The following is a 22,063-nucleotide window of genomic DNA, read 5'->3' on the forward strand; positions in this document are numbered from 1 at the left end:
GTCGCATAGGAGATCAGTCCCCGCTCCTTGCCGAGCTTGTCCATGACGCCGTCGCAAGCGTCGATGCAGAGCGCGCACGTGATGCATTCGAGTTGCTGGCCGTCGCGAATGTCGATCCCCATCGGGCAGACGGCGACACAGGCATTGCAATCGACGCAGTCTCCAACCGGCTGCCCCGCGGCAAGCACCTTCTTGGCGTGGCGCGAACGTGGCTCGCCGCGCCAATCATTGTACGTTACGGTGAGCGAATTCTCATCGAGCATGGCCGCCTGGATGCGCGGCCATGGGCACATATAGGTGCAGACCTGCTCGCGCATCAGTCCGCCGAACGTGTAGGTGGTCGCCGTCAGCACCGCGATGGTGATGTAGGCGATGGGAGCTGCGGTCCCGGTGAAGACCTCTCGAATCAAAGTTGGCGCGTTGGCGAAATAGAAGATCCAGGCACCCCCCGTTGCCGCGCCTATGACCAGCCAGATAGCGTGTTTGGATACACGCAGCACAAGCTTGCGCGCGGCCCAGGGGCCGGCATCCAGTTTCATGCGCGCGTTGCGGTCGCCCTCGATCGCGCGTTCGACAACCAGAAACAGGTCGACCCATACGGTCTGTGGGCAGGTATAGCCGCACCAGGCCCGGCCGACCGTGGAAGTGACCAGGAAAAGGCCGATGCCGGCCATGACCAGCAGGCCCGCAACATAGTAGAATTCCTGCGGCCAAATCTCGATGAAAAAGAAGTAAAAGCGGCGATTGGCGAGATCGATCAGCACAGCCTGGTCGGGGGCAAACGGGCCCCGATCCCAACGCAGCCAAGGCGTCAGGTAGTAAATGCACAGCGTGATTGCCATCACCAGCCACTTGAAGCGACGAAAGCTGCCTGAAGCGCGCTTCGGGAAGATCTTCTTGCGTGCGGCATAGAGCGGCTGACGCGTTTTGGCCGAGTTGACCGCCTCGGCCTCAAGTCGCTCTACCTGAATGTTGTCCAGCACGAATATCTCCAGTCGCAGCGGATCATTTTGCCGTGCAACCGGACATCTCTGATGTGGGGCGACGTCCGGAACGCAGGGTGCTGGCCAAACTTTGCCGCATGATGGGCCGCGCCGCGTTGATGCAAGTCAATCGCCCATGCCGCAAATACGATCGAGGCCCGGCGCTAGCCGGGCCTCGTCGCTTAGCTGGCGGAGGGCCGGGAATAGAACCCCCCTCTATTCCCCACCGCCAAGCGAATGGATGTAGACGGCGAGCTCCTTGACTTTGGTGTCGCCAAGACGTCCGCCCCAGGCTGGCATGACGCCCTGTCTGGGGGCGCGAACCTGTGCGGCGATCGATGCTTCCCCGGATCCGTAAAGCCAGATGGCATCGGTCAGGTCCGGCGCGCCAAACTCCTTGTTGCCTTTTGCATTTTCGCCATGACACGCCACGCAATTCTCCGCGAAGACCTTGGCACCCGGCTCGACCAGACTTTCGCCTTGAACAGGTGCCGACAGGCTGGCGACGTAGGCGCTGACCTGCCTGATCTGGTCAGCCGTGATAATGTCGCCAAAGGCCGGCATTTCGGATTGGCGTGTGTCCGGGTCCGATGCAAAGCGGATGCCGTGTGTGATCGTCTGCTGGATCTGCTCGGCACTTCCGCCCCACAGCCAATCGTCGTCGTTGAGATTGGGAAAGCCGCTGGACCCTTGAGCGCCGGAGCCGTGGCACTGCACGCAATTGACCTTGAACGCGGCGGCGCCAGCGGCACCCGCGAATTCGCGCAGCGCATCGTCGGCGGCAATCTCCACGACAGTTTTCGACTGTACAGCCGCAACATACTTGCCCTTGGCGATTTCAGCTGCGGCGAGCTCGTTCTTCACATCATTTCGGCTCGAATAGCCGATTACGCCTTTGGTCGCGGAGCTCAGCATCGGCCATGCCGGATAGGCGACGGTATAGCCGATCGCCCAGAGGATGGTGATGTAAAAGGTCGTGATCCACCAGCGCGGAAGCGGATTGTTGAGCTCGCGGATGCCATCCCACTCATGGCCGGTGGTTGAAATGCCCGAGACTTCATCGATATGCTCGTTGCTCATTGTCAATCGTCCTTGAGAGGTATCCGGGCGGCTTCGTCAGCTTGCCTGCGGCCGCCGGGGCGAAGCGCGAAGGCAATGCATCCGACGAAGAACAGCGCCATGGCGAGCAGGCCCCAGCTGTCGGCAAATTCTCGCATCAGATTGTAATTCATCGATATCTTCCTCAGCGGTAGCCGGCGGCCTCGTCATAGTTATTGAAGTCGACCAGCGTGCCTAGCATTTGCAGGTAAGCGACCAGGGCATCCATTTCGGTGACCTGCTGCGGATTACCGTCGAAGTCACCGAGCTTGGCCTTCGGATAGCGTGCTTCGAGGCCGGACGTGTCGACGTTGGCATCCGCTTGTGCCATGAGATCGGCATTGGCGTTAGCGACCATGTCATCGGAATAGGGCACACCCACACGCCTGTTCGCGATCAGGTGCGTCGAGAAGTCCTTCACCTCGATCGGTGTATCTTTCAGGAATGCGTAGCTTGGCATGATCGATTCCGGCACCACAGAGCGCGGGTCGGTGAGATGCTGGACGTGCCATCCATTCGAATAGCGGTCGCCCACCCGCGCGAGGTCCGGTCCGGTGCGTTTCGATCCCCACTGGAACGGGTGGTCGTACATCGACTCGGCCGCCAGGCTGTAATGCCCATAGCGCTCGACTTCGTCGCGGAACGGCCTGATCATCTGGCTATGGCAGAGGTAGCAGCCCTCGCGCACATAGATGTTGCGGCCGGCGAGCTCGAGCGGCGAATAGGGCCGCATGCCTTCGACTTTCTCGATCGTGTTGTCGAGATAGAAGAGCGGCGCGATCTCGACAATGCCGCCGACCGTCACCACCAGAAGGGAGCCCACGAGAAGAAGCGTGGCGTTCTTCTCGATCACGGCATGTTTGTCCATCAAGCCCATTTTTTTGGCTCCTTATTCGGCAGGCTGCAGGGCGGGAACAGGATTCGGCATCGGTTGCTCCTCGCGCTGATAGCCGAGGATCGTCATCGCGACGTTCCACGCCATGATCAGCATTCCGGCGAGATACATCGCGCCGCCCAGAGCGCGCATGACATAATAGGGATGCATGGCTGCGACGGTCTCTGCGAAGGAGTAGACCAGGAAGCCCTGCTCGTCGTATTCGCGCCACATCAGGCCCTGCATGACGCCGGAGACCCACATCACTGCGGCGTAAACGACGATGCCAAGCGTCGCCAGCCAGAAGTGCCAGTTGACGAGCCGCAGCGAATAAAGCCGCTCGCGGTTCCACAACTTCGGGACCATGAAATAGATCGCGCCGAACGAGATCATGCCAACCCATCCGAGCGCGCCCGAATGGACGTGACCGATGGTCCAGTCGGTGTAGTGCGAGAGCGAGTTGACCGCCTTGATTGACATCATCGGGCCTTCGAACGTCGACATCCCGTAGAAGGCGATGGCCATGACCATCATGCGGATGATCGGGTCGGTGCGCAGCTTGTCCCAGGCGCCCGAGAGCGTCATCAGGCCGTTTATCATGCCGCCCCACGAGGGCATCCAGAGCATGATTGAGAACACCATGCCGAGCGTCTGGGCCCAGTCCGGCAGGGCGGTGTAATGGAGGTGGTGCGGACCGGCCCAGATGTAGAGAAAGATCAAAGCCCAGAAATGGATGATCGACAGCCGGTAGGAATAGACAGGTCGGTTGGCCTGCTTGGGCACGAAATAATACATCATGCCGAGGAAGCCGGCGGTGAGGAAGAAGCCGACGGCATTGTGGCCGTACCACCACTGCGTCAAGGCATCCTGGACGCCGGAGAAAGCTGAATAGCTTTTTGAACCCACGAACGAGACGGGCATCGACAGGTTATTGATCACATGCAGCATCGCGATCGTCACGATGAAGGACAGATAAAACCAGTTGGCGACGTAGATGTGCGGTTCCCTGCGCTTCAGGATGGTGCCGAGGAACAGGACGAGGTAGGCGACCCATACAATGGTGAGCCACAGGTCCACATACCATTCGGGCTCGGCGTATTCGCGGCTCTCGGTGATACCGAGCAGGTAGCCGGTTGCCGCCATGACGATGAACAGCTGATAGCCCCAGAACACGAACCATGCGAGATCGCCGCCGAACAGCCTGGCACGACAGGTCCGCTGCACGACATAAAGCGACGTGCAAATAAGCGCATTGCCGCCGAAGGCAAAAACCACACCGGAAGTATGCAAAGGCCGCAAGCGGCCGAAGTTGAACCAGGGCTCGATGTTAAGATCCGGGTAGGCAAGCTGCAGCGCGATGACCACGCCGACCAGCATTCCCACCACGCCCCAGAACATAGTGGCGATGGCACCGTAGCGGATCGGGCCATCCATATAGGCGGACGGATCGATTGCCGCGGGCGCTGCGAAGCTCGTGTTGCGAAGGAGGATGGTGATAAAGCCAAGCAGCACGATGAGCAGCACCCACATGTGCTGCCGAAAAGGTTCGTCCACACCAAAGCCGGCGGCCACCAGCGCGACAAAGGCGAAAAGGCCCAAAGCGACGATTTCTGTGCCGAACTTCATGACATGTCCCCGAGGTCGGATTCCGATGCGCGGACGTCAATCCGCATCGATACCAATTCAGCAGTCTCCCCATCGCCGCCTTGATCCATGTCAAAGCCATTTGCTTTTGGATTGGGCAGCTTTGATCTCGCAAACGGTTAGCAGGCTGTCATTGAACAGGGAGAGGGAATCGTCGCGGTTGGAAACAGGCCGCGACAATTCGATATCGGGCAGAGAGGCGGTACCAGCGGCGTTGATGAAACGCGCGCATCTGGACAAGCTGCAGCTCTGTGATGCCTTGGAAAGAATCGCGGATACCTTGCCGAATGTCGACCGCCTGAAATGCCTTGGCACGGCCAACGCGATCGTCCCGTTGCTGCGCAACATTCATCAATATGAAGAGACGGTTATCTTTCCCGCCTACGAGGCCACTGTCGCTGGCAGCGCTGCCAGCCTGGCCTCAGTCCGGCGGCTGCGCGCCGAGCATGTCGAAGACGAATGCTTTGCCGGTGAGGTGACCGAAATCCTGCTGGCGATTGGCCATGGCGAGAGGTTGCACAACCCGGAAGCCGTCGGGTTCATGCTGCGAGGGTTCTTCGAAAGCATGCGCCGGCATATCGCGTTCGAACGCGAGCACGTCTTGCCCATGATCGCAGTGAGCGACGAACGATAAGCACCTGAACGCCGCTGCAGTCGGCTCAAGCTGTCTACCGTGACGTGCCGGCCTTGACCGAAATCAAGGCGGCGATGGGGACCTGCAGCCAGGATTCAATTTTGTAAGGATGACGGAAGACGACATGCGACCGGAATTGGCTACCAGACTTGGCGAGAATGTGCCCCGCTACACCAGCTATCCTACCGCGCCGCATTTTCACGCGGGCGTCGATGCGGTTGTCCAGCAGGGCTGGTTGGAGAGGCTTGAAAATGGAGACGAGATCTCGCTCTATCTGCACATCCCCTATTGCGATAGACTTTGCTGGTTCTGCGCGTGCCATACCAAGCAGACACGCCATTACGAACCAGTGACTGCATATCTTCGTTCGCTGCATGCTGAGATCGCGACGGTTGCGGGTTTTGTCGCCGGCAGGAGCCATGTCCGCGCCGTGCATTTCGGCGGCGGTTCGCCCACCATGCTGAAGCCCGAGGATATGGTGGCGTTGGGGACTGCCTTGCGGAACAGCTTCGATTTTGTGAAGGACGCAAAAATCAGCGTCGAGATCGATCCCAACGACATGGACGAGGCGCGCCTCGATGCACTGGCCGAAATCGGCATGACCAGGGCAAGCCTTGGTGTGCAGGATTTTGACGCGAAGGTGCAGAAGGCGATCAATCGCGAGCAGAGCTTCCTGCAGACCAAGAGCGTTGTCGACGGAGTTCGTTCACGCGGCGTCGGTTCCGTCAATCTGGACCTGCTCTACGGCTTGCCGCACCAGACCAGCGACAGCGTCTGTTCCACTGTAGCGCAGGCGCTGACCCTGGAACCAGACAGGATGGCGCTGTTCGGCTACGCGCATGTGCCCTGGTTCAAGAAGCACCAGACGATGATCGACGAAGCGTGGCTGCCTGGCCCTGCGGGGCGGTACGCTCAATCGCAAATTGCGGCCGACCTCGTCCTGAAGGCAGGATATGAGGCGGTGGGCTTCGACCATTTCGCCAAGCCAAGCGATGCTTTGGCGCAAGCAGCCCGCACAGGCACCTTGCATCGCAATTTCCAGGGCTACACCGAGGATCGCTGCGAGACACTGATCGGGCTTGGCCCTTCATCCATCAGCCGTTTTCGCCAGGGTTACGCGCAGAACATGCCGGCGACGACAGAGTACGGTCGCATGGTTGCAGGGGGCGGACTGGCCGCAGTCCGCGGCATCGCATTGTCCGATGATGACCGCGTCCGGGGCTGGATCATCGAGCGACTGATGTGCGATTTCGCCTTTTCGGCGATCGAACTGGTAGAGCGCTTCGGCGAGCGTGGCCAGCGGCTCCTTTTCAAGGCAAGTTCCCTGGCGATCACCGATCCGGCCCGGTTGCTGAAGCTCGATGGCGACAATTTCGTCGTCCCGGCTGAAAGTCGCCGTTTTGTTCGCAGCATCGCAGCAATGTTCGACGCATATCTTGAGAGCGGCAAGGGCAGGCACTCGGTGGCGGTGTGAGCACCCTCAGAAATGCTCACCGGCTTTGAACGGGCCGATCCGGGTCCCCGCCGCGATCAGGTACGCGGTCGACCAGCCTATCAGCAGGAATCCATTCACCCCCTCAAGTGCCGCCAACACGCGCCATGCGTGAGCGGGTACGATGTCACCGTAGCCGACAGTCGAAAAAGTGATGGTGGAAAAGTAGAGTGCGGTTTCGAAGTCGGCGAAGATATCGAGCAACCGGTAAAGTCCGGCCCAAACCCAGACCTCCGCTGTCATCACGGCGAAGAGCCCCATGACCACGCTGATCATCGCAACGGTTCGGCTGCGGCGCCCGTGCATGCGAAATCGCGCCACCAGATGTCCCATTGCGCGCGTGACTGCGATAAGGCCAAAAGTGTGAATCACTACCGTCAGGCTTATGACGATCGTACCGACGAAGAGGTTGAGAGCCATCCAAGGAAATTACGAAAATTCGAGGGAAGCATTCCTTGCGCGAAGTCAATCCGACCGGGTTTCGCCGAAGACTGCCGGTTCGCCATCGCCCATCACAACGGGAGCGAGACGAAAGAACATCGCCAGCTTCAGGCTTGTCGCGATCCGTTCGGCGCGGTCTACGAACACTGCAGCGGTTTCCGGGGCGAAGAGTTCGACCGCCGTCTGCCGGAACAAGGCCAGCCAGACATCGAAATCGGCCTCGGTGACATCCTTGAGTTTGAGGTGCGCCGGCACCGGTCGTCCGTGGTAGTCGCCGCTCTTCAGGATAACGGAACACCAGAAATCCGTCATTTTCTCGAGATGAGGTTCCCAATCGCCGGTGATTTCGCGCGTGAAAATCGGTCCAAGACGCCCGTCCTGCCTGACCTTTGCATAGAATTCGCGGACCAATCTTCCGATCGTCGTGCGCTCGACGCCGGTATGGTCCAGCGGCCGTTCCGCGACAGGACCCGCCCGATGGGCAAAAGCTGATTTCAATGTCATCATGCACTCGTGTATGCGTTAGGAAATGTGTTTGTGCGTCAGGAAAATCCCAGGCGCCGGAGGGCAGCCTGCACGGGGCTCGGTCGGTCACGGACAAGCCGGAAACCCAAATTGTCAGGCGGCGTTCCGACCGCGCAACCGCCGCTCTTTCCATCCCGAATGAAGTCAGACATGTAGGTGCGGTGAAATCCTTCGACAACGTGTACGCCGCAATTGTCGATAGAACTCTCGATCCGCTTGCCATCAATCGCTATTATGGCGTGGGAATAGCATGTTGAGGTCCATTCCCAGACATTTCCCCCAATATCTGCCACGCCTTTTGAATTGGTGCCGAAGGACCCCTGAGCCCTCGGTTCCGGATCGGGTTTCCGCCCAAGCGCAGTCTCGAGCCGATACCGGGTGAGCCACCGCCGCGCCGGGTTGTTCGGGTCGCCTTCGCCCTCGATGTCACCTCGGAACTTTTCGCTGGCCGCATAAGCCCACTCGACGTCCGTTGGCAGCCGCCATGCCTGTCGCGTGCGGGCTGACAGCCAGGTCGCATAGACTTCGGCATCCATGTGGCTGACGCCGGTGACCGGAATGTTGTTGCCACTCTTGCGTGAGTCGGCGGGCTTGCAGGCGCGGTCCGCCACGCAGCGTCCGTATTCCGAAATGCTTACCTGGTATTTCATGATCTCCAGCGGCGCCTTAATGGTTTGCTGCACTATGGGCGCTGCGACGGGATGGTTCCCCTTGAGGAACTCCCCAGCCTGTGGGTGCTCGAACGAGCCGGATCCCAGGACCACCATTTCGCTCACTGCGGTCTGATGGGGGAGCCCAAAAGGGCGCGTGTCGAGCGCATGGCTTACGCCCCAACCGATCAACGCGACGGCCGCAGTTGTTCCGAAGGTAATGACGGGGTCAAAGGACATGGTGCCAATTCCGCCCGCAAGCGCAACCCCTTTGGCTCCGCCGCGGGGTCGCACCGAGGATCGGATCTCCGGTCTACGAGGTGATCGCCCTGGGCGCTTCGACCTGCATCATCAGATCGTCGTCCCAGTTTCCCTCGACCGTGAAATGCGCGGTCGCGCCGAGTTCGACTGCCTCGATCAGATTGTGGTTGACGTAGGCATAGATGCCCGGCTGCAGGAACGTATACAACGCCGCCCCTGCCGACCCACCACGGATGAACCAGGTTTCCAGATCCTTGGCCGGTGGGTTGGCGAACTTGCCCTGTTCCCAGACAAAGTCGCCATGACCCCCGATCAGGTGCGGACGCGTGTCGCGGTTGGCTTGGGAATGAACGAGCAACATGGTTTCACCGACCTTTGCTTTCATGGCATTGTCGCCGGTCAGCGAAGCAGCCCTGCCATTGAACACCACATGCGTCGGGATCAGCCCGCGCATCACCTTGAGAGTATCGTCGTAATTGTCGCCGGCGGTTTCATATTTCTTGAATCTTCCCTGCTCGTCGCTGGGGATGTAGAAGTCGTTCTCGCCGACGTAGTAGATGCGATCATACCGAACGGGATTGCCCTTGTCGTCCTTGAGGCCGTCGCGTGGCAGCACCATAACCGCGCCGCTCATCCCCGATACGACGTGCCACGGGATCATCGCGCCGCCGGGTGCGCAGTGATATACGAACGTTCCGGCCCGCGTGGCCTTGAAGCGCAGCGTAACCTGCTCGCCCGGATTGACTAGCGTCAGCTCGCCGCCGCCGAGCCCGCCAGTGGCAGCATGGAAATCGATATTGTGGGCGAGGGTATTGGTGTCTGGATTGATGAGGGTAAGCTCAAGATAGTCGCCTTCATGCACGACCATCAGAGGGCCTGGGATCGAACCATTGTAGGTCATCGCATTGAGCTGCGTGCCGTCGGCGTCAATGACCATCGGTTTCTCCTCGATGGTCATGGTGAATTCGACGATCTTTGGACCGCCCTTGGCGACCTGATCGTGAGCATGCACGAATGGCGGCGGGACCAGCGTTATCTTTTCACGGGGCAGCCCGGCGACATCCTTGACGCTTGCCACTGCCGGCATTGCACCAATGGTGGCGACCGCGGCTGCGGTAAGAACAGAGCCCAACAAAGCTTCGCGTCTCGTAAGCATTTCCATCTCCTTGGTGTCGGCCATCCGATGTCATCAGAATAGCCTCGGCGTCAGCCAAGTCTTTGCGCTAGCGCAAATCCACTGCGTCATTTCAGTTGTCTCTGTTTTGGAGACTAATGTACCGACGGAAGGCATCGGCTTTGCTGCATGGAATCGAGAATCAAATAGGCCGGGCTGGACCTCCCCCTCGGTCCACCCGGCCTTCCCCCGGCCGCCTAAGCGGAGGGGATCTGCGAGATCTGCAATGAAGGTCAGTTAGAAGCGGTGTTGGTCGCCTCGGCGAATAGTTCGGCGAATACCGGCTTGGCTTTCCCGACCTGCTTGACGGCTTCCGCCGCCGCCAGGTTGACCGGCTTGCCGACGACGATCAGCGCAACCATGCCCATGCCATAATGTGGAGCGCACTTCACGCCATAGACCCCCTCCTGCGTAACGGTCACTGCAATTTCCGTGCTGGGCTTGCCCTTGAAGGCTTCAGCTCCGTCCGGAATCATGCCCTTGATGCTTTCGGCGTTGTGGGACTTGTCGGTGGGCACGAACTTGATCGTGTCCCCGGGCGCCGCACGAACAAAGGCAGGCTGGAAGACCATTGAGCCTTTCTCTCCCTTGTTCAGCATCTGTACGACATGTTCTTCGGCATTTGCCGCACCGGCGATTGAGAGCAGGGCGATAGCGGCGGCAATCAGGGGAAGTTTCATTGGAATTCCTTTCTTGACTTCGTCACGGCACTAACCGTTGCGCTCTTCTACTGGACCGGCAGACGTGGTGATTTGCGCTGGCGCAAATTGGCGTGCGAAATGTGCATAGGAGAGCCCGTCTCGCCCGGCGAGCCTGCTCCCGCCCGCCTTCAAGCTGCGGTTCTTGACTGCCGCACTTGCTACCGTGGTCGAACGAGCATGCCGCCGAACAGACCCGCATAGCCAACGAAGGATGCGATCCACAGTGCCGCAGAGATATGAAGGAGCACTGCCTCGGTGGGCGCGAACGCAGCTGCGATCCGAAAAATGGCCGCAAGCACGACAGCGGCAAGATTCTGCACGTGCCTGTACTTGCTCGCAGTTCACGGCCCGTGTGTCCGAGCGTGGCGCGGCTCATGACGGCCAGCGTCATACAGGCCACCGCTCCGACGCCGAACGCATGAATGCCGGCCACCGCGGGCACTGTCTCGGGCACGAAGACAGCGAGGCCGGCAATCAGGAGGCCGATTGGCACGAAGGCGAATGCCACATGCAGGACCAGCACGAGAGGATCGCGCAGCGTCCGGTCGCCAGCCCAACGAGCAAGCCGGACCGCATTGAGGACCGCTCCGGCGATCAGCACCGCGCCGGTGCCCGGAAGGGTGGGAAAGAAGGCCCAGGCCGCCAATCCGGCCGCCGAGAGTGCGATCGTTCCCACGTCGAACCTGCCGAACGGGACCGGCAGGCGCCCCGGTCTCTCACGCACCAGCCAGTTCCGGGTGAAGGAAGGAATGATGCGGCCGCCTATGATCATGACAAGGACGACCGCCGCGCCAAGACCGACACGGCGGCTGATGTCAGACACGCCTTGATAGTGCGCCTCAGCATGAAACATCATATTCGCCGCCAGAAGTGCCATCACCGGCAGCAGGACCCTGAGGTTTCGCAGTTTCGGCCCGCGATGATTTCCGTTGCGGCAGCGGCAACGACTGCGAGAAGAAAGGCGCAGTCTACGACGGCACTGAGCAGCCAGCCTGCCTGCGCCGAAAAGAAGACGGTGAACCGCCCCGCGGACCAAAGCAATACCAGGCCCAGCAGGGGAAGGCCCTGCACGGGAAGCCTTCCGGTCCAGTTCGGGATTGCGGTCAATAGGAAACCGGTCACAACGGCCACCACATAACCAAACAGCAATTCGTGAATATGCCAGTCCACTGGCGAGAAGCTGCTGGAGGTCTCGAGCCTGCCGTAAAACAGAAGCAGCCAGAACAGCATCGCCGCACCGCCATACAGTGAACCGATAAGAAAGAACGGCCGGAACCCGTATGAGAGAACAGCCGGATAGGTGCTCGGCCGTGTTCGTGGAATTGCCATGACTTCCCTTCAAGGAGAAAAACAGGTGGGCGTGATAGGTGACAACATGGACGGCCGCCACTCCGGTCCTTCTATGGTGACTGGGCAGACGGAGTTTGCCGCAGCGCAAACAAGATTTGGAATTTCAGGGATAGGCGGCGAATAAGCGCCTCTTGCCGCAGGAGGGCCGCCCATGACACATTCTATGCTCGGGCTGAGGGCGAACCTGGATGCATTGGGCGCAACAGCACTTGGGAGGGCACAGCGTTGGGTAGCCTCGATCGCTCGCTGATTGCCGGGCTTCCTGTCTTTGGGGGCATAGCCCCTACGGATCTCGACTGCATAATCGGACAGGCCAGGTCGTTGAGGATTGCCAAGGACCAGCCGGTGTTCGAGCAGGAGCAGGAAGCAGATTCCTTTTTCCTGTTGCTCGACGGACATGTGCGCGTGGTGAAATCAACTCCCGACGGTCACGAGGTGACGGTGCGATACATAAGTCCGGGTGAGTTGATGGGCATCGCCCATGCGCTTGGCCTCACTATCTACCCGGCAAGTGCGATTGCCGCAGTTGATTGTATCGTTCTTGCCTGGCCGAGTCGCTTATGGCCGACATTTGCCACCGATTTCCCCAGTTTCGGCTCCAATACGTACAAGGCCGTGGGCAGCAGGCTTCAGGACGCTCATTCGCGCGTCATCGAGATGTCCACCGAGCAGGTGGAACAGCGCGTTGCCCGTGGGCTGCTCAAGTTGGTCAAGCAATCAGGCAAGAAGACCGACGAGGGCATCCTTATAGATTTCCCGATCTCACGTCAGGACATTGCCGAGATGACCGGCACGACACTTCACACAGTCAGCCGGCTGCTCTCGGCATGGGAAAACCAAGGATTGGTCAAAAGCGGACGCCAGAAAGTGACGGTGGTCGAGCCTCACCGGCTCCTGGTAATTGCGGAAGGGCGTGATCAAGCCTAATCCGGGCCACCGGCATTCGTCACCGCCAGCAGGTCGCGACGGAGTTCTTCTTCGCTCAGATCGTGCTCTCGTGCCGCGTCGGAAACGGTGTGAAACGAAGCAATCGGGCAGCCGACGCAAAGCATGCCGTGCTGGAGCACCACGCGGATGGTCGCCGGCGACCCACGCATGATTTCGTCCATCGTCGCATCGTCGCTGAATTTGCGTTTCATGCCGCTTGTCCACGTTTGAACAGCGACATCCTGCTGCTGGGTTCAGGGATGTTCGTTGCGCTGAGGCAAACAAGAGGCAGTTCAGCCTACCTCACGCCTAAACGACGCAGATCGTCGAGCGCGTCAGGAATCTCTTCTCCCGCCCATTGTCGAGCGAGAACATGCCGCCGCGGCCAGGCACCACATCGATAACAAGATTCGTGTGCTTCCAGGCCTCGAATTGCGAAGCCCCGATATAGAACGGCGCGCCTTGGATGTGGCCGAGCAACACATCGTGATCGCCAATGATGAAACCGGCACGCGGATAGCACATGGGCGAAGAGCCGTCGCAGCAGCCGCCGGATTGGTGGAACAGCACCGGTCCATGCTCGGCAACGATCTCCGCGATCAGTTCGAGCGCTGCCGGCGTTGCCGTGACTTTCGCATGCATGGCTTTTCCGATTTTTTACCTGGAGCGCGGCCCGCGCGGGGCCGCGCAGTAGACGACAAGGCGATCAGAAGAAGCCAAGCTTTTTCGGGCTATAGCTGACAAGCATGTTCTTGGTCTGCTGGTAGTGGTCGAGCATCATCTTGTGCGTCTCGCGACCGATGCCCGACTGCTTGTAGCCGCCGAAGGCGGCATGCGCGGGGTAGGCGTGGTAGCAATTGGTCCAGACCCGGCCGGCCTGGATCGCGCGGCCAAAGCGGTAGGCGCGGTTGCCGTCACGCGTCCACACACCGGCGCCAAGGCCGTAGAGCGTGTCGTTGGCTATTGCCAGCGCGTCCTGGTCGTCCTTGAAGGTCGTGACCGAAACCACCGGTCCGAAAATCTCCTCCTGGAAGATGCGCATCTTGTTGTTGCCCTTGAACACCGTGGGCTTGACGTAATAGCCACCCGCCAGGTCACCCGGCAAAAGATTGCGGGTGCCGCCGGTCAACACTTCCGCGCCTTCCTGACGGCCAATGTCGATGTACGACAGGATCTTTTCCAACTGCTCGGACGAGGCCTGGGCACCGATCATCGTCGCCGGATCGAGCGGATCGCCCTGCACGATCGCCTCGACACGTTTGAGGGCACGTTCCATGAATCTGTCGTAGATCGACTCATGAATGAGGGCGCGGCTGGGGCAGGTGCAGACTTCGCCCTGGTTCAGCGCGAACATGACGAAACCCTCGATCGCCTTGTCGAAGAAATCATCATCCTCGGCGACGACATCCTCGAAAAAGATGTTGGGCGACTTGCCGCCCAGTTCCAGCGTGACCGGGATCAGGTTCTGGCTGGCGTATTGCATGATCAGGCGGCCCGTCGTGGTCTCGCCGGTAAAGGCGATCTTGGCTATGCGCGGCGAGGAGGCGAGCGGCTTGCCGGCCTCGAGGCCGAAGCCGTTGACGATGTTGAGCACGCCCGGCGGCAACAGATCGCCGACGAGATCGGCCCACAGCAAGATGGCGGCCGGGGTCTGCTCGGCAGGCTTCAGGACCACGCAGTTTCCGGCGGCGAGTGCTGGTGCAAGTTTCCAGCAGGCCATCAGCAGCGGGAAGTTCCATGGGATAATCTGGCCGACCACGCCGAGAGGCTCATGGAAATGATAGGCGACGGTGTCCTCGTCGATCTGCGAAAGGCTGCCTTCCTGGCCACGTAGGGCGCCGGCGAAATAGCGGAAATGGTCAATGGCGAGCGGCAGGTCGGCCGCGGTCGTTTCGCGGATCGGCTTGCCATTGTCCCAGGTTTCGGCGCATGCGAGCAGATCGAGGTTTTCCTCCATCCGGTCGGCGATGCGGTTGAGGATGAGCGACCGCTCGGCTACGCTGGTGCGCGCCCAGGCGTCTTTGGCTGCATGGGCCGCGTCAAGCGCCGCCTCGATGTCGTGGGCATCCGAACGCGCCACTTCGCACAGCAGCTGACCGTTTACCGGTGATTGGTTCTCGAAGTAGCGGCCGGAGTGCGGCTCGGCCCACTTGCCGCCGATGAAGTTGCCATAGCGCTTGTCGAACGGCGCCTTGACCGCGCGTGAGAATTCTACCTTGTTCATGTTCTCCTCCCAAAATCGACGGCGCGGGATGCGACGCTTGGGAAGAGAGACTTGCGATTTCCGCGGCTATTGTCACCATGTCAAGGACAGTAGCGGGGCGCGGTGTGTCGCAGAATTGCGACAGTCATGTGAGGTTTCGAATGGTTAGTGGGACCTGTGGACGTCCAGACGGTTGAGCTTGCGGTGAAGCGTCGCGCGGCTGATCCCAAGCGCCTGCGCAGCAGCCGACACATTTCCGTCTGCTCGCGCCAGCGCCCGCTGCAGAACGCCGCGCTCCGCCTCGGCGAGAACTGCGGGGCCGCTCTCCGTCAAACCGAGCAGATCGGCCGCGGGCATCGGCTTGTCGAGACACAGCTGGGTTATTCCAAGCGCCAGGCGAGCCGACCGCGTCGCGCCGACCACAAGGTCGTCCGCATCAACCGCGATCAGCGCGCCGGAGCCCTTATCGGCCACTGGTGCCAGAAGGATCCGCGCCTTCGGGAAGGCCATTCTGAAGTTCTCCGCCTCGATCCGACGCACGGCGTCGATCACGGCCACCGAAATAAGATTGGCGAAGGCTTCGGTCAGATCGGCCCGGCACGAAGACACGTCAAGCGCAGCCACAAGATCTCCCCGGTGATCATAGATAGGGGCCGTGGTGCAACTCAGCCCCGTGTTGCGCGTGTGAAAGTGCTGGTCGCGATGGATTGTCAGCGCTCGCTGTTCCACCAGGCAGGTGCCGATCCCGTTGGTGCCCTGGCTTTCTTCGTTCCAGATGGAGCCGGTCCACAAGCCCCAGGAGTGAAAAGTCTCGTCGTCGACGGGCGCGCCGCGCCGCTCGACCGGCACGCCGTCACGATCGGCAAGAAGCACGCAGCAGCCAACGCCGCCCACCGCGAGATAGAGACGGTCCAGCGTGGATTGGGCCGCCCGGACGAGCGGTTCAATGCGTTGCCGGGCCGCGATCAACTCGATTTCCGTCATGTAGCGTGGCGGCGTGCAATCGGCGGGATCGAGCCGGTGCAAACTGGAAGAGCGACGCCAAGAGGCGACCAGCGCGGACTTCGCGGCGGCGTCTGAAGCGATCGCGGCCTGAATGCGGTCGGCATGACGACCGGACAAATCCTCCCTCATGTTCATCCTCCCTTTCGGCTTCTGAAGCAGCCTGCCTCAGAAGAGGCAAACTTGGCATGGCATCAGGTTCCGCCTTCAATCACCACGCTGTCAATTCGACACAAGCACCAGAAGGGACATCCCCTATATTCCCCTCAGTTAGTGATATTTTGGCAGATCGATAGTCATTCCTCGCCAGTGCACCTTCGGTGTTGATGCCCCAAAGCCTACCAGTACGAAATAGGTTTTCCTTGATCGAGGGCAAAGACGAACCACTATGTTCAGCCGCCGTAGCCGTACGGAACGATGCGGGGAAGTTTCTGATTGGCCGATGAAGGCAAGGGTCAGATACAGCCTCGGGTTCATGAAAATCAGTGCTGTCGAAGCATGCTCGGCCTCAGTTCACAAGGAACGCTCACGGGCGCAGGCATGTGGCTACAAGAAGGGCAGCGACCGATTTTTCTCGATCGTGAACCTCGGCTGGGCAGCCATGAGCTTTCGATCTGCCCGGCGAGCGGTCTTATCGTTCGTCGATAGAATGATGATGCCGGCAGGGGCGGCGATGACCTTACGGGCGGAAAGACTGTGCCATAAGTGCCCGCCCATTTTTTAGCCGTGACACCTTGCGTCGATTATCATTATACATTATATACAATTGTATATTGATGGTAGGAGCAGACATGAGAATGATCCGTGTGAACGATAGGCTTTCTGTAGGTCCCCAGCCCGCATTATCTGAAATTCTGTTGCTTCCCGACCAGGAGTTCGCAGGAGTGATAAACGTTCGGCCTGATTTGGAAGAGCCCGTCCAGCCCGGAAACGAAGCTGAACGAGAGGCTGCCGATCGAGCGCGCATCTCCTACAAATTCATCCCTGTCACGATGCCGACCATTACAGAAGGGGACGTGCGGTCCTTCCAGGCAGCTATGGCCGATGTTGGTGGCGCGGTCTTTGCCCACTGCAAGACCGGCACTCGGGCATTGAGCCTGTTTGCGCTGGGCGAGGCGCTCGATGGCCGAATGTCGCCTGTTGAGATTACTGCAATGGGCCAGAATCTCGGGGTAGACCTATCGGCAGCAAACCGCTGGTTGGAAGGGCACAGGCGGACCCGACCGGTAGTGAAGGGGTTTTTCGACCCCCGAACATGGAGCGTGCAATATGTAGTTTCGGATCCCGGTACCCGCAAATGCGCGATTATCGACCCGGTGCTCGATTTTGACGACAAGTCCGGGGCGACCAGAACATGCAACGCCGATGCGATGCTTGATTATGTTGCCGAGAAACGGCTGTCCGTTGAATGGATTCTCGATAGCCATCCTCATGCCGACCACTTTTCTGCTTCGCAGTACCTGAAGGAGAAGACCGGCGCGCCGACTGGGATAGGAGCGAGGGTCGTCGACGTGCAACGTTTGTGGCAAGGCATCTACAACCGAGCTGAACTTCACATAGACGGCTCGCAATGGGACAGGCTTTTCTCGGACGGAGACACTTTCAAGGTCGGTTCAATCGAGGCGCGCGTAATGTTTTCGCCCGGTCACACCCTGGCCTCGATCACCTATGTGATCGGTGATGCGGCTTTTGTTCACGACTCCATCTTCATGCCCGACAGCGGAACGGCTCGCGCTGATTTCCCTGGTGGAGACGCTCGCACGCTGTGGAGATCGATCCAGTCCATTCTGGCGCTTCCTGACGAAACGCGGTTGTTTACTGGGCACGACTACCAGCCAGGCGGACGCGAACCCAAATGGGAAAGCACGGTAGGCACTCAGAAGCGTACCAATACACATCTGGCCGACATGACCGAAGAAGGCTTCGCCGCAATGCGTCAAGCGCGAGACCGTATGCTGCCTATGCCGAAGCTGATCCTCCATGCCTTGCAGGTCAACATCCGGGCTGGGCGTTTGCCAGAGCCGGAAGCAAACGGTAAGCGCTACCTAAAATTTCCCCTCAACGCATTGGGAGAAGCAGTGTGGTGAGCGAAATCCTTATCGATGAAACCGAAATGGAGATGTCGCTTGCCGCAATGGAATCCCGCGCCGGCGAAGTTGCAACTCTTCTAAAGACACTTGCGCATCCAATGCGACTGATGCTCGTCTGCACCCTTGTTGAAGGAGAGCATTCGGTTAGCCAATTGGAAGAAGAACTTAACATCCATCAACCAAACCTATCCCAGCAGCTGACAGTGTTGCGGGACGCCAAAATTGTGGAAACCCGGCGCGATGGAAAACAGATCTTCTACCGGTTGACCGCCGATAAGGCTGCCCAATTGGTTTCGGCGCTCTACACGATCTTCTGTTCGGACGGCCCGTCATGACCTCTTATCTCCCTTCGCTTCTGGGCGGGGCCCTGATCGGACTTTCGTCTATGATGCTCTTGATCCTGAACGGTAGAATTGCCGGCATCAGCGGGATTGTTGGCGGTTTGCTCCAAGGCAATAATAGGTGGACAAACGCTGCCTTCGTCGCCGGGCTGCTGCTTGGCCCGGTCGGGTATTTCCTGACTTTTCACCGTTGGCCGACCGCAACCATCACTGCGTCACTGCCGCTGGTTATGATGGCTGGGTTTCTGGTCGGTTTCGGATCCCGCATGGGTTCGGGTTGCACAAGTGGTCACGGAATAATGGGGCTGGCGAGGCTATCGCCGCGGTCAATTGTCGCCGTTGTGACGTTCCTTGTGAGCGGCGCTCTAGCGGTTGCGCTTCTTCACGGAGCAGTATTGTGAGACACGCTAAATTACAGGTCATGGCGGCCCTGGCCGCGGGCACCATCTTTGGCTACGGTCTGGCGTTGTCGGGTATGCTTGATCCTGTCCGTGTTCAGGGTTTTCTCGACGTCTCTGGCGCGTGGGATCCGAGCCTCGCATTCGTGCTGGGCGGCGCCGTTGCAGTTGCAACGGGAGGTACGGCCTTGGTGAGGCAGATGTCACGACCATTTCTGGCGGCGACCTTCCATTTGCCTGTCAGTTCGCGGATTGACGCCCCCCTGGTTCTAGGTTCGGCGATTTTCGGCCTTGGATGGGGACTGGGCGGGCTCTGTCCTGGTCCCGCGGTAGCTTCGTTGTCTCTGGGGCTAGCGCCGGTACTTTTCGTAGCCTTAATGCTGGCGGGGATGGTTGCTCATGACCGCTGCTTTGTCCGAAGAGCATCATGACAGGTAGTTTGTTTTCTGCTGTGGGCTCAGGGAGTCTGGTGGGCTTCACTCTTGGTCTGGTCGGAGGCGGCGGATCGATCCTTGCCACGCCGCTCCTGCTCTATGTTGTCGGTGTCGCTCAGCCGCATATTGCCATCGGCACGGGCGCCCTGGCGGTGGCCGCCAACGCATTGGCGAACTTTGGAGGTCATGCCCTTAAGGGGCACGTCTGGTGGCGTTGTGCAATCGTATTTGCAGGACTGGGCTCGGTTGGGGCGCTCGCAGGTTCGACCCTGGGAAAGTCGATGGATGGGACGCATCTGCTATTCTTCTTTGGATTGCTTATGCTTGTGGTCGGCGCACTGATGCTTCGCCCCCGGCGCCGTTCTTCGACAGCAGGCCGACATGTGGATGCCAAGATGTGTAAGACGACTGCTGCAGTCGCCGCCGTCGCCGGTGCGGCCTCTGGTTTCTTCGGAATTGGCGGCGGCTTTCTTATCGTTCCCGGATTGATCCTGGCGACCGGAATGCCAACGATCAACGCGATCGGGACGTCTTTGCTTGCCGTCGCAGCTTTCGGCCTTGCGACTGCCTTCAACTACGCCCTGTCGGGAATGGTCGACTGGCAACTGGCCGCAGAATTTATTGGAGGCGGCATTGGCGGCGGGTTGATCGGCATGTTTGTGGCGACACGCCTCGCTTCGTACAAGAACATGCTTAATCGGATCTTTGGCGTACTCGTAATTGTCGTCGCGGGCTATGTTCTCCACAGGAGTGTCGGTCAACTGGCAGGCGGATAGTCTAGCGTTGCAACTGATAGATTCGCTGATCGGAATGAGGTTTTTTCGCCTCGTGCGTTTATCACCCGGTCTTTGCTGGGATGTATGCCCTGCAGCACGAGCCCAAGAGACCAAGTAACCTTTGATCACGGCCGCCGTCACTGTCCGACGCGCCACGTCCCGAACGGTCCCCAATGAGATTGGCTGGTGCCGATACTGATCGACTCCGCCAGCTGGCTTTCGTTCGGTGAGTATTCCTATGAGCCTTTCGGGAAGCGACAGTACGATCCTGCCGGGACGTGAACGACGGGCAGCCGTGCAGGCAGGAACTGGCCAATCACCCTATCCGCCGAATTGTGGCTCGGTCTCGTCGGCCTACGCATGAACGAAGCGACCGCTGCGAGCTGGCCTCGCACCCACGCGTTGCCGGCGTCGCGCTCGAATCGGCGGTGCCAGTACATGGTGACGTCCATTGCCGGCGATTCCATCGGCGGCATGAAAATGTCCAAATCGAGACGTTCGGCGACCAGACGCGCAAAGTGGACCGGGATGCTGCCGAGCAGATCGCTCGTCGCCACGGCTAGCGCCACGGCGTGGAAATGCGGAACGGTGATGGCAACCTTGCGTGATAGACCGAGCCTTTCAAGCCCGGGATCTATGGTTCCGGTCCTGCTCCCGTCCGCCGAGCGCAATACCTGCGGGATGGCGCAGAAAACATCGGCTGGAATGGCCTCCGCAGGCCGGATGCCTCTCGCGCTCAGCAAGGGGTGCCCGCGGCGGGCGATGCAAACCAGCCATGAACGGAACAGCTTGCGGCTGACGATCCACTCCGGAGTTTCAAACCCCCTGTCCAGCACGATGTCGGCCTTGCCGTCGCTCAGCAGGCCCAAAACGTCGATCGAGGGATAGTCCATCATCTGGAGAATGATCGATGGTGAGATCGGGTGATCCTCGCCGCCAGCTTCGGCATCAGCAAGGTCGAGAAATAATCCGACCCGATCAGCATGAACGACCGCGTCGACGTCTGAGGATCAAAGACTGCGTTTGCCGCAAGCGCCTCTTCGATCTGCACGAGCGCCCGGTGCACCGGCTCCTTTAGCTGGAGAGCGCGAGGTGTCGGCATCATGCGGTTGCCGTCGCGCACGAAAAGCTCGTCGCCTAGGATAGAGCGGAGGCGCCCGAGCGCCGAGCTGACCGCCGGCTGCGATAGGCCGACCCGTTCACCGGCGCGCACCGTGCTCAGCTCCAGCATCATGGCATCGAAGACGCGCAGCAGGTTGAGATCGAACGCGGCCAAATTCACAGTGCCAATATCCCGCATATAATCAATCGATTTTCACCACTCAGATCATCGCCCTAACAATGCAAACCGCGCTGCAGCACAACCTAGCCAACTGGATGTGGAAAGGAAATCTCGATGAACATCGTCACAGCTTCGATGCGCGCAGCGCGCATCGTGAAATGGATGGACACGATCTACACAATCAATGTCGGCAAATACCAGAGTGGCGGCATCGTCGGCATCTTCGAGTCGACCGTGCCTTCGCGCGGTGGACCGCCGGTGCATGTGCACCACAATGAGGACGAGGTAATCCATGTGATCGAGGGCGACTATGAATTCTGGCTCGACGGTGAGGCTGTTCCAGTGGCAGGGGGTGCCTCGATCTTCCTGCCGCGCGGCGTGCCGCATACGTTTCGCGTTGTGAGTGCCGGGCCAGGGCGCAACCTTACGATCCTGACCCCCGGAGGGCTGGAGGAATTCTTCGTTGAAGCGGCCGCTCGCGAACTGCGCATTCCTGATCAAATAACGGAAGTGGCGGAACTGGCAGGCCGCTATGGGATCGAGTTCCGCGGACCGGCCAAGTGGGGCGACTCTAGTTTGAAGTCCAACGAGAAGCCGCAATGACGAGGTAGCGCCGGATGTGCCGGCGTCATTCCGGTGCCAGCACCAGTGGTGGCTCTCGCGGGCCGCGCGCTGTCACTTCCCGGGGCTGCTATGCGGGCTCCGCGCCTGATGCAAGTACCAGCTCCGCTTCGTTGGCAACGTAGCGGATACATCGGGAATCGGCGTTCACACTGGACCTTG

The 22,063-nt window shown here is 59.8% G+C and carries 25 protein-coding genes and 1 pseudogene; 9 read left to right on the forward strand and 17 right to left on the reverse strand.

The annotated features are described in order from the left end of the window. The 5 genes from ccoG to ccoN all read right to left on the reverse strand — a co-directional run. Nucleotides 1-983: cytochrome c oxidase accessory protein CcoG (gene ccoG, locus AC0L2X_RS24770; protein ID WP_473600420.1), on the reverse strand; the 983-nt coding region annotated here is incomplete at its 3' end. A 216-nt stretch (nt 984-1,199) separates the two neighbouring features. Continuing rightward, entirely contained in the window at nt 1,200-2,063 is an 864-nt protein-coding gene (gene ccoP / locus AC0L2X_RS24775) for a cytochrome-c oxidase, cbb3-type subunit III (protein ID WP_473559147.1), read from the reverse strand. A gap of 2 nt (nt 2,064-2,065) precedes the next feature. Then, nucleotides 2,066-2,215 carry a cbb3-type cytochrome c oxidase subunit 3 gene (locus AC0L2X_RS24780; RefSeq protein ID WP_292656579.1) on the reverse strand — a complete coding sequence of 50 codons (150 nt, stop codon included), beginning with the start codon at nt 2,213-2,215 and terminating at the stop codon, nt 2,066-2,068. Between the two features lie 11 nt (nt 2,216-2,226). Further along, nucleotides 2,227-2,958: a cytochrome-c oxidase, cbb3-type subunit II gene (gene ccoO, locus AC0L2X_RS24785; RefSeq protein ID WP_473600421.1), complete on the reverse strand. Its 732-nt coding sequence runs from the start codon at nt 2,956-2,958 to the stop codon at nt 2,227-2,229. A gap of 12 nt (nt 2,959-2,970) precedes the next feature. Continuing rightward, nucleotides 2,971-4,581: a cytochrome-c oxidase, cbb3-type subunit I gene (gene ccoN, locus AC0L2X_RS24790; protein ID WP_473600422.1), complete on the reverse strand. Its 1,611-nt coding sequence runs from the start codon at nt 4,579-4,581 to the stop codon at nt 2,971-2,973. Between the two features lie 25 nt (nt 4,582-4,606). Here ccoN and AC0L2X_RS24795 point away from each other — a divergent pair, with 25 nt between their 5' ends. Further along, the gene (locus AC0L2X_RS24795) at nt 4,607-5,233 is read left to right on the forward strand and encodes a hemerythrin domain-containing protein (protein WP_473600423.1); all 627 of its coding nucleotides are present in this window, start codon (nt 4,607-4,609) and stop codon (nt 5,231-5,233) included. 124 nt (nt 5,234-5,357) lie between these two features. Further along, nucleotides 5,358-6,707: an oxygen-independent coproporphyrinogen III oxidase gene (gene hemN / locus AC0L2X_RS24800; RefSeq protein WP_473600424.1), complete on the forward strand. Its 1,350-nt coding sequence runs from the start codon at nt 5,358-5,360 to the stop codon at nt 6,705-6,707. A gap of 6 nt (nt 6,708-6,713) precedes the next feature. On the opposite strand, the gene AC0L2X_RS24805 is transcribed toward hemN, so the two are convergent. The 6 genes and pseudogenes from AC0L2X_RS24805 to AC0L2X_RS24830 all read right to left on the reverse strand — a co-directional run bounded on the left by AC0L2X_RS24805 (nt 6,714) and on the right by AC0L2X_RS24830 (nt 11,806). Further along, nucleotides 6,714-7,145, reverse strand: coding sequence for a potassium channel family protein (locus AC0L2X_RS24805; RefSeq protein ID WP_353015351.1), 432 nt, complete (start codon nt 7,143-7,145; stop codon nt 6,714-6,716). 45 nt (nt 7,146-7,190) lie between these two features. Continuing rightward, complete coding sequence (locus tag AC0L2X_RS24810; RefSeq protein ID WP_473559155.1) at nt 7,191-7,670, reverse strand: group III truncated hemoglobin; 480 nt, start codon at nt 7,668-7,670, stop codon at nt 7,191-7,193. A 38-nt stretch (nt 7,671-7,708) separates the two neighbouring features. Continuing rightward, nucleotides 7,709-8,581 carry an SUMF1/EgtB/PvdO family nonheme iron enzyme gene (locus AC0L2X_RS24815; protein ID WP_473600425.1) on the reverse strand — a complete coding sequence of 291 codons (873 nt, stop codon included), beginning with the start codon at nt 8,579-8,581 and terminating at the stop codon, nt 7,709-7,711. 73 nt (nt 8,582-8,654) lie between these two features. Continuing rightward, nucleotides 8,655-9,758, reverse strand: a complete 1,104-nt coding sequence (gene nirK / locus AC0L2X_RS24820) for a copper-containing nitrite reductase (RefSeq protein WP_473559159.1) — start codon at nt 9,756-9,758, stop codon at nt 8,655-8,657. Between the two features lie 251 nt (nt 9,759-10,009). Next, complete coding sequence (locus AC0L2X_RS24825; RefSeq protein WP_473559161.1) at nt 10,010-10,456, reverse strand: pseudoazurin; 447 nt, start codon at nt 10,454-10,456, stop codon at nt 10,010-10,012. A gap of 179 nt (nt 10,457-10,635) precedes the next feature. Continuing rightward, nucleotides 10,636-11,806, reverse strand: a pseudogene (locus AC0L2X_RS24830) (NnrS family protein). Between the two features lie 246 nt (nt 11,807-12,052). On the opposite strand from AC0L2X_RS24830, the gene AC0L2X_RS24835 reads away from it, so the two are divergent. Further along, nucleotides 12,053-12,754, forward strand: a complete 702-nt coding sequence (locus AC0L2X_RS24835; RefSeq protein ID WP_473559163.1) for a Crp/Fnr family transcriptional regulator — start codon at nt 12,053-12,055, stop codon at nt 12,752-12,754. Here the strand turns inward: AC0L2X_RS24835 and AC0L2X_RS24840 are convergent. The 4 genes from AC0L2X_RS24840 to AC0L2X_RS24855 all read right to left on the reverse strand — a co-directional run bounded on the left by AC0L2X_RS24840 (nt 12,751) and on the right by AC0L2X_RS24855 (nt 16,091). Then, complete coding sequence (locus tag AC0L2X_RS24840; protein WP_473559164.1) at nt 12,751-12,966, reverse strand: DUF1858 domain-containing protein; 216 nt, start codon at nt 12,964-12,966, stop codon at nt 12,751-12,753. The two genes, AC0L2X_RS24835 and AC0L2X_RS24840, sit on opposite strands and share 4 nt — an antisense overlap. A 97-nt stretch (nt 12,967-13,063) precedes the next feature. After that, on the reverse strand, nt 13,064-13,396 hold the full coding sequence (locus tag AC0L2X_RS24845; RefSeq protein WP_473559166.1) for a DUF779 domain-containing protein: 333 nt from the start codon (nt 13,394-13,396) through the stop codon (nt 13,064-13,066). A 64-nt stretch (nt 13,397-13,460) separates the two neighbouring features. Further along, complete coding sequence (gene adh, locus AC0L2X_RS24850; protein WP_473559168.1) at nt 13,461-14,978, reverse strand: aldehyde dehydrogenase; 1,518 nt, start codon at nt 14,976-14,978, stop codon at nt 13,461-13,463. A gap of 144 nt (nt 14,979-15,122) precedes the next feature. After that, nucleotides 15,123-16,091 (reverse strand): helix-turn-helix domain-containing protein, encoded by a 969-nt coding sequence (locus AC0L2X_RS24855; RefSeq protein ID WP_473600426.1) that lies wholly within the window; start codon nt 16,089-16,091, stop codon nt 15,123-15,125. A gap of 659 nt (nt 16,092-16,750) precedes the next feature. Here AC0L2X_RS24855 and blh point away from each other — a divergent pair. Genes blh through AC0L2X_RS24880 form a run of 5 tightly spaced genes read left to right on the forward strand, consistent with a single transcriptional unit; the run spans nt 16,751 to nt 19,998 of the window. Continuing rightward, a complete protein-coding gene (blh, locus tag AC0L2X_RS24860) occupies nt 16,751-18,046 on the forward strand; it encodes a bifunctional sulfur transferase/dioxygenase Blh (protein ID WP_473600427.1) in 1,296 nt (431 codons plus the stop codon). A 26-nt stretch (nt 18,047-18,072) separates the two neighbouring features. Continuing rightward, nucleotides 18,073-18,384: a sulfite-sensing transcriptional repressor BigR gene (bigR, locus tag AC0L2X_RS24865; protein ID WP_473600487.1), complete on the forward strand. Its 312-nt coding sequence runs from the start codon at nt 18,073-18,075 to the stop codon at nt 18,382-18,384. Beyond that, nucleotides 18,381-18,791: a YeeE/YedE family protein gene (locus tag AC0L2X_RS24870; RefSeq protein WP_473559173.1), complete on the forward strand. Its 411-nt coding sequence runs from the start codon at nt 18,381-18,383 to the stop codon at nt 18,789-18,791. The genes bigR and AC0L2X_RS24870 overlap by 4 nt, the downstream gene beginning before the upstream one ends. Nucleotides 18,792-18,811: 20 nt before the next feature. Next, entirely contained in the window at nt 18,812-19,219 is a 408-nt protein-coding gene (locus tag AC0L2X_RS24875) for a DUF6691 family protein (protein WP_473600488.1), read from the forward strand. Then, a complete protein-coding gene (locus AC0L2X_RS24880) occupies nt 19,216-19,998 on the forward strand; it encodes a sulfite exporter TauE/SafE family protein (RefSeq protein WP_473600428.1) in 783 nt (260 codons plus the stop codon). Before AC0L2X_RS24875 ends, AC0L2X_RS24880 begins: the two co-directional genes overlap by 4 nt. A gap of 236 nt (nt 19,999-20,234) precedes the next feature. On the opposite strand, the gene AC0L2X_RS24885 is transcribed toward AC0L2X_RS24880, so the two are convergent. Both AC0L2X_RS24885 and AC0L2X_RS24890 read right to left on the reverse strand, forming a co-directional pair. Beyond that, nucleotides 20,235-20,894 carry a LysR substrate-binding domain-containing protein gene (locus AC0L2X_RS24885; protein WP_473600429.1) on the reverse strand — a complete coding sequence of 220 codons (660 nt, stop codon included), beginning with the start codon at nt 20,892-20,894 and terminating at the stop codon, nt 20,235-20,237. Then, entirely contained in the window at nt 20,891-21,280 is a 390-nt protein-coding gene (locus AC0L2X_RS24890) for a LysR family transcriptional regulator (protein WP_473600430.1), read from the reverse strand. Before AC0L2X_RS24890 ends, AC0L2X_RS24885 begins: the two co-directional genes overlap by 4 nt. A 114-nt stretch (nt 21,281-21,394) precedes the next feature. On the opposite strand from AC0L2X_RS24890, the gene AC0L2X_RS24895 reads away from it, so the two are divergent. Next, nucleotides 21,395-21,883, forward strand: coding sequence for a cupin domain-containing protein (locus AC0L2X_RS24895; RefSeq protein WP_473600431.1), 489 nt, complete (start codon nt 21,395-21,397; stop codon nt 21,881-21,883). Nucleotides 21,884-22,063 lie beyond the last annotated feature (180 nt).

The organism is Mesorhizobium sp. WSM4828 (assembly GCF_055811175.1).

What these genes read in the sequence shown, in the direction of transcription:
- ccoP (WP_473559147.1), bottom strand. Translation starts at nt 2,063, where the DNA reads ATGAGCAACGAGCATATCGATGAAGTCTCGGGCATTTCAACCACCGGC.
- AC0L2X_RS24780 (WP_292656579.1), bottom strand. Translation starts at nt 2,215, where the DNA reads ATGAATTACAATCTGATGCGAGAATTTGCCGACAGCTGGGGCCTGCTC.
- ccoO (WP_473600421.1), bottom strand. Translation starts at nt 2,958, where the DNA reads ATGGGCTTGATGGACAAACATGCCGTGATCGAGAAGAACGCCACGCTT.
- ccoN (WP_473600422.1), bottom strand. Translation starts at nt 4,581, where the DNA reads ATGAAGTTCGGCACAGAAATCGTCGCTTTGGGCCTTTTCGCCTTTGTC.
- AC0L2X_RS24795 (WP_473600423.1), top strand. Translation starts at nt 4,607, where the DNA reads ATGCGCGGACGTCAATCCGCATCGATACCAATTCAGCAGTCTCCCCAT.
- hemN (WP_473600424.1), top strand. Translation starts at nt 5,358, where the DNA reads ATGCGACCGGAATTGGCTACCAGACTTGGCGAGAATGTGCCCCGCTAC.
- AC0L2X_RS24805 (WP_353015351.1), bottom strand. Translation starts at nt 7,145, where the DNA reads ATGGCTCTCAACCTCTTCGTCGGTACGATCGTCATAAGCCTGACGGTA.
- AC0L2X_RS24810 (WP_473559155.1), bottom strand. Translation starts at nt 7,670, where the DNA reads ATGACATTGAAATCAGCTTTTGCCCATCGGGCGGGTCCTGTCGCGGAA.
- AC0L2X_RS24815 (WP_473600425.1), bottom strand. Translation starts at nt 8,581, where the DNA reads ATGTCCTTTGACCCCGTCATTACCTTCGGAACAACTGCGGCCGTCGCG.
- nirK (WP_473559159.1), bottom strand. Translation starts at nt 9,758, where the DNA reads ATGCTTACGAGACGCGAAGCTTTGTTGGGCTCTGTTCTTACCGCAGCC.
- AC0L2X_RS24825 (WP_473559161.1), bottom strand. Translation starts at nt 10,456, where the DNA reads ATGAAACTTCCCCTGATTGCCGCCGCTATCGCCCTGCTCTCAATCGCC.
- AC0L2X_RS24840 (WP_473559164.1), bottom strand. Translation starts at nt 12,966, where the DNA reads ATGAAACGCAAATTCAGCGACGATGCGACGATGGACGAAATCATGCGT.
- AC0L2X_RS24845 (WP_473559166.1), bottom strand. Translation starts at nt 13,396, where the DNA reads ATGCATGCGAAAGTCACGGCAACGCCGGCAGCGCTCGAACTGATCGCG.
- adh (WP_473559168.1), bottom strand. Translation starts at nt 14,978, where the DNA reads ATGAACAAGGTAGAATTCTCACGCGCGGTCAAGGCGCCGTTCGACAAG.
- AC0L2X_RS24855 (WP_473600426.1), bottom strand. Translation starts at nt 16,091, where the DNA reads ATGAGGGAGGATTTGTCCGGTCGTCATGCCGACCGCATTCAGGCCGCG.
- blh (WP_473600427.1), top strand. Translation starts at nt 16,751, where the DNA reads ATGAGAATGATCCGTGTGAACGATAGGCTTTCTGTAGGTCCCCAGCCC.
- bigR (WP_473600487.1), top strand. Translation starts at nt 18,073, where the DNA reads ATGGAGATGTCGCTTGCCGCAATGGAATCCCGCGCCGGCGAAGTTGCA.
- AC0L2X_RS24870 (WP_473559173.1), top strand. Translation starts at nt 18,381, where the DNA reads ATGACCTCTTATCTCCCTTCGCTTCTGGGCGGGGCCCTGATCGGACTT.
- AC0L2X_RS24875 (WP_473600488.1), top strand. Translation starts at nt 18,812, where the DNA reads ATGGCGGCCCTGGCCGCGGGCACCATCTTTGGCTACGGTCTGGCGTTG.
- AC0L2X_RS24880 (WP_473600428.1), top strand. Translation starts at nt 19,216, where the DNA reads ATGACAGGTAGTTTGTTTTCTGCTGTGGGCTCAGGGAGTCTGGTGGGC.
- AC0L2X_RS24885 (WP_473600429.1), bottom strand. Translation starts at nt 20,894, where the DNA reads ATGATGGACTATCCCTCGATCGACGTTTTGGGCCTGCTGAGCGACGGC.
- AC0L2X_RS24895 (WP_473600431.1), top strand. Translation starts at nt 21,395, where the DNA reads ATGAACATCGTCACAGCTTCGATGCGCGCAGCGCGCATCGTGAAATGG.